This is a genomic window from Streptomyces sp. NPDC058955 (genome assembly GCF_042741435.1).
Classification (GTDB): Bacteria; Actinomycetota; Actinomycetes; order Streptomycetales; family Streptomycetaceae; genus Streptomyces.
Window position 1 is genome coordinate 1 of sequence record NZ_JBHYKM010000073.1, and the last position, 13,996, is coordinate 13,996.

A 13,996-nucleotide genomic window follows, 5' to 3' on the forward strand; every position below is an offset into this window, starting at 1 on the left:
GGGCCGGCTTTCGGGTGGGGGGGGCCGGGCGGGGCTCAGTGGGGGGGGGGGGGGGGGGGGCGCGGGGGGGGGGGGGGGGGGCCGCGCCCCCCCCCCCCCCCACGACCTGACCCTGCTCTATCCGGAGGACCTTCCCGAACTCCCCTGATCCGTGGGCTCGTCGGCGCGCTGCCGGGGCAGGGCGGGCGGCAGCCGGTCGAGGAGCGCGGCCCGCCGTTCGGCGAAGGCGGGGTCGGCCTGGTAGTCGGAGTGGCCGAGGACCGGTTCGGGCAGCGGGTGGGCGCGGGTGCGTCCGTACGCGACGGGGTCGCGCAGCGCCGGGGCGTCGACGCCCGGGCGGCCGTCCTCCGCCGGGACGCGGACCGGGCCGCCGATGGGGTCGGTGGCGCGGTGCAGGTTGGTCCAGCAGTGCACGGCCCGGTGCAGGCCGCGCAGGGCGTCGGGGCCGAAGTAGGCGGGGAACCAGCGCCCGTAGAGCCGTTCCAGCGGGGAGCCGTAGGTGAGGAGGGCGACCCGGGCGCGGGTGGCGGACGGCAGCTGCCAGACCGCCGCGGCGGCGAGGACGCTGCCCTGGGAGTGGCCGGAGATGACGAGCCGGCCGCCGGTGTGCCCGGTCCAGGAGCGCATCCGCCAGGTGAGGTCGGGCACGGCCCGCTCGGCGTAGCAGGGCGGCGCGAAGGGGTGGGCGGCGCGCGGCCAGAAGGTGCCGACGTCCCAGAGGATGCCGATGGTGCGGCGGGCGGAGGCGTCGCGGTAGGCGCGGCGGCCCCAGGTCACGAAGAGCAGGAAGCCGAAGCCGATCATCCAGGAGCCGAGCGCCTGGGTGGTGGTGGCGAGCCCGGCGACGGCGGGGTGCGCGTCGGCGAAGGCGCGGCCGGGCACCTCGTCGCTCGCCCACGCGCCGGCGACGGACGCGGCGCCCAGCAGCAGGGCGGTGCCGGCGACGACGCCGACGAGGACGGGGGCGGAGTCGGTGAGCGAGGCGCGGGCGCGGCTCGCCGCGATCTGGCCGGTACGGACCCGGTCGGGGCGCTCGTCGGCGTAGTCGGCCTCGACGGCGGCCCGCAGCCGCCGGGTCGCGAGCGCGGTGCGGACGCCGAGGAGGGCGGCGGGCGCGAGCAGCAGCAGGAGCAGGACGGGGATGACGGACGCCTGCCAGCTGAGCAGGACGGGCGGGCCGATCAGCGGGCCGGCGCCGGCGGATCCGTCCAGCCGGTCCGCGACCCACTGGGCGACGCCGCCGGACATGACCCCGCCCAGCGCGCAGGCGAGCATCGCGGTGGCGGGCCCGCCGAGCCCGGCGAGGGCGGTGCGGGGGTCGCGCCGGGGGCGCTGGAGCAGCAGGGCGACCGCGCCGAGGGCGACGACGAGGCCGCCCTGGGTGAGGGTGAGGACGCCGAAGACGGCGTTCCCGGGGAGGGTGCCGGTGGAGGTCCAGCCGGGCCGGTCCCAGGCGGTGTGCACGGCGGTCAGCGCGAGCAGTCCGACGGCGAGGGCCGGCAGTCGGGTGAAGACGGCGCTCTCGACGCGCTGGTCGAGCCGGCGTTCGCTGCGGCCCCGGCCGCAGACCGACCAGAGCACCAGGGCGGCGCAGCCGAGCAGGGCGGCCCGCAGGGCGAGTCCGGTGGCGGCGAGGGCGCCGGTGTCGTGGCGGGCGGGGGCGGCGGCGAGGGCGCCGGCGACGGTGAGGACGCCGGCGGCGGTGTGCGCGGCGCGCAGCCGGGCGACGAGCCGCCTCCCGTACCAGAATCCGGGCCGGCCGAGCGCGGGCCGCGGGTCGGCGGGCGTCGCGGGGGCGGCGGGCTGGTCGTCCGTGGGCGGGCGCTGGGCCTCGTACGCGCTCCAGGTGCGGCGGGAGAGGTACCAGAGCAGGCCGACGAGCGCGGCGGGGAGGGCGGCGGCGAGGGCGAGCCTGCGTCCGGGGCCCGACCACCAGCCGCCCCGGTCGGCGGCGAGGAAGCCGAGCCAGGCGCGTCCGTCGGCGCAGCCGGCGGTGCCGGCGCACTGCCAGGCCGTCAGGTCGAGGGCGACCTCGCAGACGGCGGCGGTGAGCAGCACGGTGAGGGTGAGGGCGAGCAGCCGGACGAGCACGCCGTAGAGCCGGACGAGGCCGGGGCGGTCGGGGGCGGGCGGGCGCATCCAGTGGGCGAGGTTGACGACCATGAACGGCAGGAGCAGCAGCCACAGGGCGCGGGCGCCGTCGCCCGAGGTCAGGTTGGACCAGACGTACGCCTCCGGTACCGGCCCGGCCGCGTACCGGCCCGGGTGGTCCTCGGCGTCGAGGTCGTCGGCGCGCCGGTGCACGGCGGCGGTCTCGTCGCCGGTGACCCGTACGGTCCTGGGGTCGTCCAGCATGGACTGGGGGGAGGCTCCGCCGACTCCGTGGACGAGGAGTTCGAGCGCCGCGCCCCCGTGCTCCGGGGCGGGTGTGGCAGGGGACACTTAGGAGTCTTCCTCTCGTGGGTGGGAGGATGCGACGTCGGCTCCAGGATCGCGGACGACCGTGTGCCCGCGCACGGCCTCTCACCGAATCCGACAGCCATTCCCTCGTCTTCTGCGGAAGGACCGGCCCCGGCGGTGACTGACAATCAGAACCTCCTCGCGGAGCAGCGGCGCGCCCTGATCCTCGACGAGGTGCGACGGCGCGGCGGCGTCCGGGTGAACGAGCTGACCCGGCGGCTGGGCGTCTCGGACATGACGATCCGCCGTGACCTGGACGCGCTGGCCCGGCAGGGCATGGTCGCGAAGGTGCACGGCGGGGCGGTGCCGGTGACGGAGCCGAGCACCCACGAGCCGGGTTTCGAGGCGAAGTCGGCGCTGGAGCCGAACGCGAAGGACGAGATCGCGCGGGCGGCGGCGGCGCTGGTGCTGCCGGGGTCGGCGATCGCGCTGTCCGGCGGGACGACGACGTACGCGCTGGCCCGTCGGCTGCTGGACGTGCCGGACCTGACCGTGGTGACGAACTCGGTCCGGGTGGCGGACGTCTTCCACGAGGCGCGGCCGGCGTCGGGCGAGGGGCGGCGGGCGCCGACCGTGGTGCTGACCGGCGGGGTGCGCACGCCGTCGGACGCGCTGGTGGGTCCGGTGGCGGACCGGGCGGTCCGCTCGCTCCACTTCGACCTGCTGTTCCTCGGGGTGCACGGGCTGTCGGTGGAGGCGGGCCTGTCGACGCCGAACCTGGCGGAGGCGGAGACCAACGGGTGTCTGATCCGCTCGGCGCGCCGGGTGGTGGTGGTCGCGGACCACACCAAGTGGGGGACGGTGGGCCTGAGTTCGTTCGGGACGCTGGACGAGGTGGACACCTGGGTGACGGACCGGGGCATGGCGGCCGAGGTGCGGGCCGAGGTCGCGGAGCACGTGCCGGGGCTGCTGGTGGCGGGCGAGACGGCGGCGTGAGCCGGTTCCGGGTGGTGCGTTCCGCGCCGGTGGGGCCGGAGGAGGCGTGGCGGCGGCTCACCGACTGGCCGGCGCACGGCCGGCAGGTGCCGCTGACCCGGACGACGGTCCTGACGCCCGGTCCGAGCGGGCCGGGGACGCGGTTCACCGCGCGCACCGGGCTCGGCCCGCTGGGTTTCGACGACCCGATGGAGGTGGTCCGCTGGGAGCCGCCGCGCGGGGGCCTGCCGGGGGTGTGCCGACTGGAGAAGTACGGGCGGCTGGTGCGCGGTTGGGCGGAGATCGAGGTCACCGCGGCGGCCGGCGGTGCGCGGGTGGTCTGGACGGAGGAGCTGGCGGTACGCGGGGTGCCCCGGGTCCTCGACGGGGTGCTGGCGCGGGCGGGCCGGGTGGTGTTCGGCCGGGCCCTGGACGGGCTACTCACCCCCCGGCCCTCGAACGGGCTTTCGCCTTGACGGCGTGTCAGCTAAGGTGCTTGCTCCCATTCGATCCCCTCGGGGAGGTCCGGTCCATGCCACGCCGACTGCGGCCGGTGGAGCTCGACTTCACCGCCGTCGCACCCGTCCGCCTCGCCTTCGAGGCCACGCTCCAGGCGCCGCCCCCGGCCGTCTACCGCTCGATCGCGGTGGAGGTGGGCAGCCTGCCGGCCTGGTTCACCCCGGTCGCGTCGGCCGTCCCCCTCGACGACGGGGCGCGCCGGACGATCCGGCTGCGCGGCGGCGTCCGGTTCGAGGAGACGATCCTGGCCGCCGAGCCCGACCTGCGCTACGCCTACCGGGTGGACCTCACCAACGCCCCGGCCGTCTCCGCGCTCGCCGAGGAGTGGGCGCTCTCGCCGGAGGGCGCGGGGACGCGGCTGCGCTGGACGATGGCCGCGGACGGCCCGGCCCCGTTCCGCGCCGGTCTGCGGCTGGCGGCACCGGGCCTGGGCCTGTCCTTCCGGCGGGCGGCCGCGGCGCTGGACCGGCGGCTCACTCCGGCCAGACGCCCGTCGCCAGGAATCGTTCCACGGCAGCGGCGTACGGGGTGATGTCGAGGCCCTGCTCGGCGAGCCAGGCGTCCGAGTAGTACTTGTCGAGGTAGCGGTCGCCGGGGTCGCAGATGAGGGTGACGACGCTGCCGGTGCGCTCCTCGGCGACCATCTCGGCCACGATCTTGAGGGCGCTCCACAGGCCGGTGCCGGTGGAGCCGCCGGCCTTCCGGCCGATGGCGGTCTCCAGGGCGCGGACGGCGGCGACGCTGGCCGCGTCCGGGACCTTCATCATCCGGTCGACGGCGCCGGGCACGAAGCTGGGCTCCATCCGGGGCCGGCCGATGCCCTCGATGCGCGAGCCGCAGTCGGAGGTGGCGTCGGGGTCGTGGTGCACCCAGCCGTCGAAGAAGCAGGAGTTCTCCGGGTCGGCCACACAGATCCGGGTGTCCTGCTGGGTGTAGTGGACGTAGCGGGCGATGGTGGCGGAGGTGCCGCCGGTGCCGGCGGTGGCGACGATCCAGGCCGGCTCGGGGTAGCGCTCCAGCCGGAGCTGCTGGTAGATCGACTCGGCGATGTTGTTGTTGCCGCGCCAGTCGGTGGCCCGCTCGGCGTAGGTGAACTGGTCCATGTAGTGACCGCCGGTGCGGGCCGCGAGCGCCGCCGACTCCTCGTACATCGAGCGCGGGTCGTCGACGAAGTGGCACTGCCCGCCGTGGAATTCGATGAGCCGGCACTTCTCCGGGCTGGTGGTGCGGGGCATCACGGCGACGAAGGGCACGCCGATGAGCTTCGCGAAGTACGCCTCGGAGACGGCGGTCGAGCCGCTGGAGGCCTCGATGACGGGCTTGCCGGGGCGGATCCAGCCGTTGCAGAGCGCGTACAGGAAGAGCGAGCGGGCGAGCCGGTGCTTGAGGCTGCCGGTGGGGTGGGTGGACTCGTCCTTGAGGTAGAGGTCGATGCCCCACTTCTCGGGGAGCGGGAAGCGCAGCAGGTGGGTGTCGGCGGAGCGGTTGGCGTCGGCCTGGACCTTGCGGACCGCTTCCTTCAGCCAGGCGCGGTAGGCCGGATCGCTGCGGTCGACGTCCACGGTGACCGTCGCCTCGACGGTGTGGGGGGTGGTGCTCAACGGTCTCTCCTCGCTGTGGCGCCGGGGCGGACCCCGGGTCTTCCCACCCTCGACGATACCGCTCTCACCTGGGCAAACGTTCCCTTTGACGCTCCATAGGAACGCCTTGGAGAACGCCCGTACGACGGTCCCTGGTGTCCGCGGCGACGGCCCGGCACACTGGGAGGGACGGGCAGGCGGAAGGGGTGGACCGGCATGACGGAACCGGAGTTCAGCGCCAGGGGCGTACGGATCGCGCGCTGGCCGCGCTCACTCACCCGGGCCGGGGAGGTCCGCATCGAGGACGGCCGGCTCGCGCTGCTGACGAGTTACGGCTCCGAGATCGACAGCGCGCCCGTGAAGGCGGTGCGGGCGGGCCGCCCGTGGTTCGCGAAGGCGGACGAGACGGTGGCGCGGGTGAACGGCACCCGGTACCGCCTCACCATGGACGGCGCCGGGGAGGACGACGACCGGGACGCCGAGCAGGCGGGCCGCTTCCTCGCCGCGCTGAGACGGGCGGCCGGCGGGCGCTGACCTGGGCGGGCTCGCGGCGGGTTGCGGGGTGGTGACGGGTGGTTCACGCTGGAACCACCTCACTGAGGGTCGATCGGCGGTGACACTGCGCTCAGCGCGCCGCCACTGCCGTACCGCATGACAGATCCGAATCTCCGTCTTCTTCAGGACTACTTCGGGGAGTCGCAGCCGTGATCAGCGAGCCGAGCAGGTATTACGCGGTGGAGCTCCATGCCCTGCCGCCGCGGATCGGACAGATCCGCAGGATCGTCGCCGCCCATCTGCGCCATTGGCACCTCGACGACTTGGTCGATCCCGTCGAACTGGGAGTGACCGAGCTGTTGACCAACGTGCACCGCCACGCGCAGCCCGACAAGGAGTGCACCGTCGAGCTGGAACTCCTGCTCGACCGGCTGACCGTCTCGGTCCGGGACAACGACCCCCGGATACCGGTGGCGTCGGAGACGGCCGTCGAGGACCTGTGGGACGGGCCGGACGCGCTCGCCACCTCGGGCCGCGGCCTCGCCATCGTGGGGGCGCTCAGCGACAGCTGGGGCGTCCGCCCGCGCGGGGTGAGCGGCAAGGTCGTCTGGTTCACCCTCACCGCCCCGCCGCCCGCCGGCGGTCCCGCGGTCACCGGCGCCGAGGCCGGACTGGGCTTCGGGCTCGTGCCCCTGGCGCCGGTCGTCTCGTACAGCCGACTCGCGGGCGTGCCGCTGAGCACGCCCGCGGACGCCCCGGCGCTCGCGGCGAGCGGGTCCCGGGCCTGAGGTCAGGCCGTGGCGACCAGCGTCAGATAGGCGATGCCGAGCACGTTCCGGTAGCCGTTCAGCCAGCTCGACCGCTGCCGGTCGACCCGCTCGCGGGTCTCGGCGGCCAGCGGGTGGTCCGGATGGGCGGCGAGCCACAGCTCCGTGTCGTACCGGTAGCCGGACTCGAACGCCTCCCACTCGTCGCGGCCGGCCGTCTCGATCCACGCCGGGCGGAACCCCGCCTCGATCGCCAGGTCGACGAGCCCGCCCAGCGGGAGGTGGTCGCCGGTGCCGGCGCCGGGCCACATCCCGGCGAGCTCCGCCTCGGTCGGGGTCCGCTCCCAGAAGCCCTCGCCGAGCACCACCAGGCCGCCGGGCCGGACCAGCCGGCGGAGCTCGCGCAGCGCCTCCGCCGGGTCGTGCGGCAGCTCCGGGTCGCACAGCGCCTGGCTGGAGCCGAGGCAGAGGATCGCGTCGACGGGGCCGCGTTCGGTGCCGCGCGCGGACTCCTCGACGAAGAGGGAGCGGTCGGCGAGACCGCGCTCGGCCGCGAGCGCGCGGCCCCGGGCCAGGTCCTCGGCGTTGATGTCGATGCCGATGCCCTTCGCCGCGGGCGCCGCGTCGAGGATCCGGAGCAGCAACTCGCCCCAGCCGCAGCCGATGTCGAGGACGTCCGCGGGGCCGGCGGCGGCGATCCGGCGGACCAGGCTCTCGGCCCGCTCCTCGGAGAGCGGGCCGTGGAAGGTGAGGCTGCCCAGGCGGGGCGGGAGTTCGGCGTCGGGAGTGATCATGGACGGCGAGACTACCGGCCCCGGTGGACCCCGCCCAGCCCTTTTCGCGCACCCGTTCCCCGGCCGGGGAACGGGCCGGTACGCCCTCCGGGTCAGACGGGGGCGCCGCCGAGGGCCGCCAGGGGGTCGTCGAGGACCGGCTGCCAGGCCAGTTCGGCCGCGCCCACCAGGCTGTTGTGGTCCAGGGTGCAGGGCAGGATCGGGACGCCGCCGCTGCGGCCCCACAGGCTGCGGTCGGCGACGACCGCGCGCAGCCGCTCCGGGTCGGCGTCCAGCAGCTCGCGGTGGAGGCCGCCGAGGATGATCCGGTCCGGGTTGAGGATGTTCACCAGGCCGGCCAGGCCCAGGCCGAGACGGTCGATCAGCTCCGCCACCGCGGCCCGCACCCCCGGGTCGTCCGGCGCGTTCCTGAGCAGGTCGCGGGCCTGCTGGAGCAGGGAGACCTCCGGTCCCGGCGCCCGGCCGGCGACCGTGAGGAAGGCCAGCGGGTCGGTCTCGACGTCCAGGCAGCCGCGGCCCCCGCAGTGGCAGGGGCCGCCGTCCGGATTGACCGTCAGGTGGCCCACCTCCAGGGCGAGGCCCGAACTGCCCGTGTGGAGCCGCCCGTCGAGGACGAGCGCCCCGCCGACGCCCCGGTGCCCGGTGGCCACGCAGAGCAGGTCGCGGGCGCCGCGACCGGCTCCGTGCCGGTGTTCGGCGAGCGCGGCGAGGTTCACGTCGTTGCCGGTGAAGGCCGGGCCCTCGACGCCGGCGTCCCGGATCCGGTCGGCGAAGATCTCGCGGACCTGCGCGCCCGCCGGCCAGGCCAGGTGGAGCGGATTGAGCGCGGTGCCCTCCGGCTCGGCGACCGCGGACGGCACGGCGAGACCGGCGCCGACGCAGCGCCGCCCGGACTCCCGGAGCAGCGCGGCGCCCGCGTCCACGACGGCGCCGAGGACCTGTGCCGGGTCGGCCGAGACCGTCAGCCTGCCCGGGACGGTGGCGACGACGGTGCCGCCGAGGCCGATCAGCGCGGCCCGGAAGCCGTCCGCGTGCACCTGCGCGGCGAGCGCCACGGGGCCCTTCTCGTCGACCGCGAGCCGGTGCGAGGGCCGGCCCTGGGAACCGGCTGCGGCGCCGGGGTTGGAGTCGACCCGGATGAGCCCGAGGGCCTCCAGCTCGGCGGCGACGGCTCCGGCGGTGGCGCGGGTGACGCCCAGCTCTGCGGTGAGGACGGCCCGCGTCGGCGCCCGTCCGGTGTGCACCAGCTCCAGCGCGGGACCGAGCGCGCTCCGTCCCCTGTCCAGCCGAGTACGCGTCGTGGTCGCCTTGCCGTTCATGCGCCCGAGTCTGCCATGATCGGGGCCGCCCGCCGGACCCGCTCCGGCGCGGACGGCCCGGGCCGCTCCGGTCACGGCCGGGAGCGCGGGCGCGGCAGCAGGCCGACCTCGCGGCCGAGGCGTTCGGCGGCGGTGGCGAAGAACGCGTCCCGGTCCTCGACGACCCTGTTGAACTGGCCGAAGACCTCGAAGGAGACCAGGCCGAAGAGCTGCGCCCACGCGAAGACGAGGGCGACGGCGAGCGCGGGCGGCAGGTCGGGGGCCAGATCGGCGGCGAGCCGCTCCGCCTCCGGGGTGAGGCTGTCCGGCAGCGGCGGCAGCGCGACGCCCTCGTCCTGGTGGGCGGCGCGGGCGGTCGCCACGAGCAGCAGGCCCACGCGGGCGGCCGGGGCGACGGTGTCCTGGGGGGCGGTGTAGCCGGGGACCGGGGAGCCGTAGATCAGGGCGTACTCGTGGGGGTGGGCGACGGCCCAGCCGCGCACGGCGCGGCAGACAGCCGTCCACTGGGCGAGGTGGTCGCGGGGCGCGGCGTCCACGGCGGCGGCGTGGGCGGTCTCCGCGGCGGCGCCGACGGCGTCGTACGCGTCGATGATGAGCGCCGTCAGCAGGTCGTCCCGGCTGGGGAAGTACCGGTAGAGCGCGGAGGAGACCATGCCGAGCTCGCGGGCGACGGCGCGCAGCGACAGCTTGGCGGCGCCCTCGGCGGCGAGCTGCCGGCGGGCCTCGTCCTTGATGGCGGCGGTGATCTCGATCCGGGCGCGGGCGCGGGCTCCTTGAACGGTGGTCATGGAGAGCAGTCTGCCACGGTTCAGAGCGCCGCACTGAAAAGAGAGCACTGCTCTTGCTTGCGAGCGTCGATCCGTGCAGACTGTTCTCAAGCGAGAGCAGTGCTCGCGGTTCGGGGATGCGATACGAATCGAGAGCGGTGCTCACATCATCCGCACCGCCCGCCCGCCCAGGAGGCCCCCATGTCCACCACGCCCGCCGCCACTCCCGCCACCCCGGCCGCCGCTCCGGCCACCACCTCCGCCGCCCACGTCGTCAAGCCCGGCTGGTTCACCATCAACGTCGTCAACCGCTCCGTCGCCTGGCTGACCCGGCGGGGCATCAGCGTCTGGGGCTCCCGGGTCCTCGCCGTGAAGGGCCGCAAGAGCGGCGCCTGGCGGACCACCCCCGTCAACGTGCTCACCCTCGACGGCCGGCGCTACCTCGTCGCCCCCCGCGGCCACGTCCAGTGGACCCGCAACATGCGGGCGGTCGGCGGCGGCGAGCTGCACCTCGGCAAGCACGTCGAGCCGTTCACCGCGACCGAGGTCGCCGACGACGCCAAGGTGGACGTGCTGCGCGCCTACCTCAAGCGCTGGAAGGCCGAGGTCGGCGTCTTCTTCGCCGGCGTCGGCCCGGACTCCACCGACGACGAGCTGCGCGCCATCGCGCCCAAGCACCCCGTCTTCCTCATCGACGCCGCCCCGAACGCGTGAGGGTGGGCACGGACCACCCGGTCCGCACCCACCCTCGCGCTCCACACCTCCCGGACGGCGTCCGGGTCAGGACGCCTCGGTCTCCCGCCGGCCGGCGGAGTCCCCGTCGCCGCCCGTCGCCTCCGGGACGACGTCCTCGTCCCTGCGGCCCACGCCCCGGCCCGCCGGGCCGACGCCCGACGCGGTGTCCATCCGCTTGTCGAGCACTTCCAGGGCCCGCCGGGCCAGACCGTTCGACCGGACCATGCCGGCCAGCGTGGCCGAGCCCCGGGTGATGTCCGCGAACGCCTTCCAGGCCGGCCGCACCCCGGTGATCACCGCGTGCAGCAGCCCCGGCCGACGCTCGAAGACGGCGAGCATCCGCCGCCCGACGGCCATCTCCACACCGAGGCCCGCCTTGATCGCGAAGGCGTAGTTCAGCGCCTGGCGCCGGGCGTCCACCGCGTCGGCGGCCTCCGCCACCCGCACCGCCCACTCGCCGGCGAGCCGGCCGGAGCGGAGCGCGTACGAGATGCCCTCACGGGTCCACGGCTCCAGCAGGCCCGCCGCGTCGCCGCAGACCAGGACCCGGCCGCGGGAGAGCGGCGAGTCGTCGCTGCGGCAGCGGGTCAGATGGCCCGAGGAGATCGTGGGCTCGAAGCCGGAGAGGCCGAGCCGGGCGACGAAGTCCTCCAGGTACCGCTTGGTCGCCGCACCCTCGCCGCGCGCCGAGATGACGCCGACCGTGAGCGTGTCGCCCTTCGGGAACACCCAGCCGTAACTGCCGGACATCGGACCCCAGTCGATGAGGATGCGGCCCTTCCAGTCCTCCGCCACCGACGGCGGCACCGGGATCTCCGCCTCCAGGCCCAGGTCGACCTGACCCAGCTTCACCCCGACGTGCGCCCCTATCCGGCTGGCACTGCCGTCCGCGCCGACCACCGCGCGCGCGAGCACCGTCTCGCCGTCGGCGAGCACCACCGCGACCGTCCGCCGGTCCGGCACGGCCGGGCCGTGCTGCTCCACCCTGGTCACGGTCGCGCCGGTGCGCAGCTGCGCGCCGGCCTTCTGCGCGTGCTCCACCAGCTGGGCGTCGAACTCGGGCCGGTTGATCAGCCCGAAGAGCATCCGGCGGGAGCGGCGGGTGCGGGCGAAACGGCCTTCGAGCGAGAAGGTGACCGCGTGCACCCGGTCCTGGAACGGCAGTTCGAAGCCCGGCGGCAGCGCGTCCCGGGAGGGGCCGATGATGCCGCCGCCGCAGGTCTTGTACCTGGGCAGCTCGGACTTCTCCAGGAGCAGCACCCGGCGGCCGGCGACCGCCGCCGCGTACGCCGCCGACGCGCCCGCCGGGCCGGCGCCGACGACCACCACGTCCCACACGTCCGGCCGGTCGGGATCGGGGCCCGGCTCGGTGCCGGTCTCCCCGGCGGGGTCGGACTCCGCGCCCGTCACCGCGCCGGACGGACCGGCCGCCGGGGCCGGCTCGCCGGGCGCGAGCGGCTCGATCCGCTCCGGACCGGCGTTCTCTGCGTGCTCGCTGCTCACGTGTGCTTCTGCTCCTGATCCGACCGGCGTCTGCTTCCCGCATCCTACGGCTCGGTAGGTCACAGCCCGGTCGTAGGATCGACGGTGCGAACGCCGTACCACCCGATACGCCGTTCGCTCCCTCTGCACCAACGTCGCACCCACGAGGAGCGTGCCCATGACGCCGAATCCGATCGCCGAGACCGTCCGGTCCCTGATGCCCCGGGCCAAGTCCGAGCTGGCGGAACTGGTCGCCTTCGAGTCGGTCGCGGACGAGGCCGTGGCGCCCCGCAGCGAGTGCGAGGCCGCGGCGAACTGGGTCGCCGACGCGCTGCGCGCCGAGGACTTCCGCGACGTGGCGCTGCTCGACACCCCGGACGGTTCGCAGGCCGTGTACGGCGTGCTGCCGGGCCCGGCCGGCGCGCCGACGGTCCTGCTCTACGCCCACTACGACGTGCAGCCGAAGCTGGACGAGTCGGCGTGGCTGACCCCGCCGTTCCGGCTCACCGAGCGCGAGGACGGCCGCTGGTACGGGCGCGGCGCCGCCGACTGCAAGGGCGGCTTCATCCTCCACCTGCTGGCGCTGCGGGCCCTCAAGGCCAACGGCGGCGTGCCGGTGACCGTCAAGATGATCGTCGAGGGCTCGGAGGAGCAGGGCACCGGCGGTCTGGAGCGGTACGCCGAGGAGCACCCCGAGCTGCTCACCGCCGACACCATCGTGATCGGCGACGCGGGCAACTTCCGGGTCGGCCTGCCGACCGTGACCGCGACCCTGCGCGGCATGACGATGATCCGGGTCCAGGTCGACACCCTGGAGGGCAACCTCCACTCGGGCCAGTTCGGCGGTGCCGCGCCCGACGCGCTCGCCGCGCTCATCCGCGTCCTGGACTCGCTGCGCGGCGAGGACGGCTCGACGGTGATCGACGGGCTGCCGGCCGACGCGGTCTGGGACGGCCTGCAGTACCCGGAGGAGCAGTTCCGCGCCGACGCCAAGGTGCTGCCGGGCGTGGACCTGCCGGGCGCGGGCACGGTCGCCGACCGCATCTGGGCCCGTCCGGCCGTCACGGTCATCGGCATCGACTGCCACCCGGTGGCGGGCGCGACCCCGTCGATCCCGCGGACCGCCCGCGCGCAGATCAGCCTGCGGGTGCCGCCCGGCCAGGACGCGGCCGAGGCGACCAAGCTGCTCTTCGCCCACATCGAGAAGCACACGCCGTGGAACGCGCGCGTGACCCTGGAGCAGGTCGGCCAGGGCCAGCCGTTCCAGGCGGACACCGCCAGCCCGGCGTACGCGTCGATGGCGGAGGCGATGCGGGTCGCGTACCCCGGCCAGGAGATGCAGGCGGCCGGCATGGGCGGTTCGATCCCGCTGTGCAACACCCTCGCCTCGCTCTACCCCCAGGCCGAGATCCTGCTCATCGGCCTGAGCGAGCCGGAGGCGCAGATCCACGCGGTCAACGAGTCCGTCTCGCCGGAGGAGCTGGAGCGGCTCTCCGTCGCCGAGGCGCTGTTCCTCGTCAACTACGCGGCGAGCCGCGGGGCCTGACGGCCGGACACCCGCCGGAGCCGGCCCCCGGGCCCGCTCCGGCGGTTCAGCGTCGGGCGAACCTCGCGGAGAGCGTAGAACACCCCGGCGGGGCCGTCCCGGCGCTTACGTTCGGCGTATGGAACCCCTCAGGATCACGCCCCGGCTGCACCTGCTCGACTACTCGATCGGGCAGGCGTACCTGTGGCGGGACGACACGGAACTGACCCTGGTGGACGCCGGCTGGGCCGGATCGGCGGACCGCACGACCACGGCGATCCGGGCGGCCGGACTGGACCCGGACCGGCTGGCCCGGATCGTGCTCACCCACGGCCACCGCGACCACGTGGGCGCGGCCGGGGAGCTGGCCGACCGGCACGGCGCCGAGATCGTCGCCCACCGGCTCGACGCGCCGTACGTCCGCGGCGAGCTGCCGACGCCCCTCCCCGACCTCCAGGAGTGGGAGCGCCCGCTCTGGGACCACGGCCTCACCTGCCCGGAGGCGCCCCCGACCCGGGTGGACCGGGAGGTCGGGGACGGCGAGGAGCTGGGCTTCGGGGACGGCGCGGTCGCCGTGCACACCCCCGGGCACACCCCGGGCTCGATGGCCGTCCACCTCCCCCGCCACGGTGTGCTCT

General features: G+C 75.5%; 13 protein-coding genes and 1 pseudogene (1 of these 14 cut by a window edge). 8 read left to right on the top strand and 6 right to left on the bottom strand.

Translation table 11 applies throughout. The features are described from left to right. Nucleotides 1-117 precede the first annotated feature (117 nt). Nucleotides 118-2,442, bottom strand: a complete 2,325-nt coding sequence (locus ACFW1I_RS24845; protein WP_384673747.1) for a hypothetical protein — start codon at nucleotides 2,440-2,442, stop codon at nucleotides 118-120. Between the two features lie 135 nt (nucleotides 2,443-2,577). Between ACFW1I_RS24845 and ACFW1I_RS24850 the strand changes: the two genes are divergently transcribed. Genes ACFW1I_RS24850 through ACFW1I_RS24860 form a run of 3 tightly spaced genes read left to right on the top strand, consistent with a single transcriptional unit; the run spans nucleotide 2,578 to nucleotide 4,426 of the window. Then, the gene (locus tag ACFW1I_RS24850; protein WP_384673750.1) at nucleotides 2,578-3,396 is read left to right on the top strand and encodes a DeoR/GlpR family DNA-binding transcription regulator; all 819 of its coding nucleotides are present in this window, start codon (nucleotides 2,578-2,580) and stop codon (nucleotides 3,394-3,396) included. Then, nucleotides 3,393-3,851: an SRPBCC family protein gene (locus tag ACFW1I_RS24855; RefSeq protein ID WP_384673753.1), complete on the top strand. Its 459-nt coding sequence runs from the start codon at nucleotides 3,393-3,395 to the stop codon at nucleotides 3,849-3,851. Before ACFW1I_RS24850 ends, ACFW1I_RS24855 begins: the two co-directional genes overlap by 4 nt. Nucleotides 3,852-3,907: 56 nt before the next feature. Continuing rightward, nucleotides 3,908-4,426 (top strand): SRPBCC family protein, encoded by a 519-nt coding sequence (locus ACFW1I_RS24860; RefSeq protein ID WP_384673755.1) that lies wholly within the window; start codon nucleotides 3,908-3,910, stop codon nucleotides 4,424-4,426. Here ACFW1I_RS24860 and ACFW1I_RS24865 read toward each other — a convergent pair. Further along, the gene (locus tag ACFW1I_RS24865; RefSeq protein ID WP_384673758.1) at nucleotides 4,368-5,495 is read right to left on the bottom strand and encodes a PLP-dependent cysteine synthase family protein; all 1,128 of its coding nucleotides are present in this window, start codon (nucleotides 5,493-5,495) and stop codon (nucleotides 4,368-4,370) included. The two genes, ACFW1I_RS24860 and ACFW1I_RS24865, sit on opposite strands and share 59 nt — an antisense overlap. A gap of 195 nt (nucleotides 5,496-5,690) precedes the next feature. Between ACFW1I_RS24865 and ACFW1I_RS24870 the strand changes: the two genes are divergently transcribed. Beyond that, the gene (locus ACFW1I_RS24870; RefSeq protein ID WP_384673761.1) at nucleotides 5,691-6,008 is read left to right on the top strand and encodes a hypothetical protein; all 318 of its coding nucleotides are present in this window, start codon (nucleotides 5,691-5,693) and stop codon (nucleotides 6,006-6,008) included. A gap of 170 nt (nucleotides 6,009-6,178) precedes the next feature. After that, the gene (locus ACFW1I_RS24875; protein ID WP_384673764.1) at nucleotides 6,179-6,757 is read left to right on the top strand and encodes an ATP-binding protein; all 579 of its coding nucleotides are present in this window, start codon (nucleotides 6,179-6,181) and stop codon (nucleotides 6,755-6,757) included. A 2-nt stretch (nucleotides 6,758-6,759) separates the two neighbouring features. Here the strand turns inward: ACFW1I_RS24875 and ACFW1I_RS24880 are convergent, their stop codons facing one another. The 3 genes from ACFW1I_RS24880 to ACFW1I_RS24890 all read right to left on the bottom strand — a co-directional run bounded on the left by ACFW1I_RS24880 (nucleotide 6,760) and on the right by ACFW1I_RS24890 (nucleotide 9,637). Continuing rightward, on the bottom strand, nucleotides 6,760-7,530 hold the full coding sequence (locus ACFW1I_RS24880; RefSeq protein ID WP_384673767.1) for an SAM-dependent methyltransferase: 771 nt from the start codon (nucleotides 7,528-7,530) through the stop codon (nucleotides 6,760-6,762). A gap of 92 nt (nucleotides 7,531-7,622) precedes the next feature. Next, complete coding sequence (locus ACFW1I_RS24885; RefSeq protein WP_384673769.1) at nucleotides 7,623-8,849, bottom strand: ROK family protein; 1,227 nt, start codon at nucleotides 8,847-8,849, stop codon at nucleotides 7,623-7,625. Nucleotides 8,850-8,920: 71 nt separating this feature from the next. Then, nucleotides 8,921-9,637 carry a TetR/AcrR family transcriptional regulator gene (locus ACFW1I_RS24890; RefSeq protein WP_384673772.1) on the bottom strand — a complete coding sequence of 239 codons (717 nt, stop codon included), beginning with the start codon at nucleotides 9,635-9,637 and terminating at the stop codon, nucleotides 8,921-8,923. 180 nt (nucleotides 9,638-9,817) lie between these two features. On the opposite strand from ACFW1I_RS24890, the gene ACFW1I_RS24895 reads away from it, so the two are divergent. Beyond that, a complete protein-coding gene (locus tag ACFW1I_RS24895) occupies nucleotides 9,818-10,330 on the top strand; it encodes a nitroreductase family deazaflavin-dependent oxidoreductase (protein WP_384673775.1) in 513 nt (170 codons plus the stop codon). A gap of 66 nt (nucleotides 10,331-10,396) precedes the next feature. On the opposite strand, the gene ACFW1I_RS24900 is transcribed toward ACFW1I_RS24895, so the two are convergent. Further along, a complete protein-coding gene (locus ACFW1I_RS24900; RefSeq protein WP_384673848.1) occupies nucleotides 10,397-11,689 on the bottom strand; it encodes a geranylgeranyl reductase family protein in 1,293 nt (430 codons plus the stop codon). A 322-nt stretch (nucleotides 11,690-12,011) separates the two neighbouring features. Between ACFW1I_RS24900 and ACFW1I_RS24905 the strand changes: the two genes are divergently transcribed. After that, entirely contained in the window at nucleotides 12,012-13,379 is a 1,368-nt protein-coding gene (locus tag ACFW1I_RS24905) for a dipeptidase (protein ID WP_384673777.1), read from the top strand. A 118-nt stretch (nucleotides 13,380-13,497) separates the two neighbouring features. Next, nucleotides 13,498-13,996 (top strand): annotated as a pseudogene (locus ACFW1I_RS24910) (MBL fold metallo-hydrolase) (it continues 314 nt past the right edge of the window).

Bases quoted from the DNA above. Each gene is read 5' to 3' on its own strand.
- ACFW1I_RS24860 (WP_384673755.1), top strand. From the start codon at position 3,908: ATGCCACGCCGACTGCGGCCGGTGGAGCTCGACTTCACCGCCGTCGCA.
- ACFW1I_RS24870 (WP_384673761.1), top strand. From the start codon at position 5,691: ATGACGGAACCGGAGTTCAGCGCCAGGGGCGTACGGATCGCGCGCTGG.
- ACFW1I_RS24880 (WP_384673767.1), bottom strand. From the start codon at position 7,530: ATGATCACTCCCGACGCCGAACTCCCGCCCCGCCTGGGCAGCCTCACC.
- ACFW1I_RS24885 (WP_384673769.1), bottom strand. From the start codon at position 8,849: ATGAACGGCAAGGCGACCACGACGCGTACTCGGCTGGACAGGGGACGG.
- ACFW1I_RS24890 (WP_384673772.1), bottom strand. From the start codon at position 9,637: ATGACCACCGTTCAAGGAGCCCGCGCCCGCGCCCGGATCGAGATCACC.
- ACFW1I_RS24895 (WP_384673775.1), top strand. From the start codon at position 9,818: ATGTCCACCACGCCCGCCGCCACTCCCGCCACCCCGGCCGCCGCTCCG.
- ACFW1I_RS24905 (WP_384673777.1), top strand. From the start codon at position 12,012: ATGACGCCGAATCCGATCGCCGAGACCGTCCGGTCCCTGATGCCCCGG.